Source organism: Mycolicibacterium parafortuitum (assembly GCF_002086815.1).
Taxonomy (GTDB): domain Bacteria; phylum Actinomycetota; class Actinomycetes; order Mycobacteriales; family Mycobacteriaceae; genus Mycobacterium; species Mycobacterium parafortuitum.
This window is the reverse complement of the sequence record NZ_MVID01000073.1, coordinates 1-610: the sequence shown is the minus strand read 5'-3', so window position 1 is coordinate 610 and position 610 is coordinate 1. Positions and strand designations below refer to the sequence as shown.

Genomic DNA, 610 nt, shown 5'->3' with positions numbered 1-610 from the left:
CCCGGCTCGCCGCCCGGGCCGCATCGATCAGGTCGGCATCGGAGAGCCCGCCAAGCGCTCCGGGATCGGCCACCGACACTTCGAACATATGTGCGAGTCTACCCCGCGCGGGGTGACACCTCAGGTCCCGAAATCCCCGGTTGGGGATCAACGCGGATCTGGGGACAACCCGGCCCCCACAGCATCGGATCCTGCCACCCGACGGCCATTTCCTGCCACCGGAATTATCCGCATGACCTGCGGGTTTAAGCCATCAGAACATCAAGATCGCAAGGGTCGGACCGACCTGAAAGAGGGAAGAAGAAATGACGAAGTTCAGCATCGCCGCCACCACCGCCGCCGCCCTGTCCGCCGCGTTCCTGGGCCTGTCCGCCCCCGCGCTGGCCGCCCCGTCGGGCACCGGTGACGCCCAATCCACCATCAGCCAACTCGAATCCCAAGGCAACCGGGTCATCGTGCAGAAGCTCTCCGACGCCCCCCTCAAAGACGCCAACGTCGTCGGCGTCAACCGAGGACCCGCCATCCGCGGCACCGTCCAAGACAACTTCAACGACCGGCTCTACCAAAACACCATCACCGGACACATCTACTACGTGAAGGTCCGTTGACC

Annotated in this window: 1 protein-coding gene; it reads left to right on the top strand. The window is 64.6% G+C overall.

What is annotated here, in order from left to right; genetic code table 11:
- The first annotated feature begins 305 nt into the window (after positions 1-305).
- Entirely contained in the window at positions 306-608 is a 303-nt protein-coding gene (locus tag BST38_RS28820) for a hypothetical protein (RefSeq protein WP_083146949.1), read from the top strand.
- The last annotated feature ends 2 nt before the right edge of the window (positions 609-610 follow it).

What these genes read in the sequence shown, in the direction of transcription:
- BST38_RS28820 (WP_083146949.1), top strand. Translation starts at nt 306, where the DNA reads ATGACGAAGTTCAGCATCGCCGCCACCACCGCCGCCGCCCTGTCCGCC.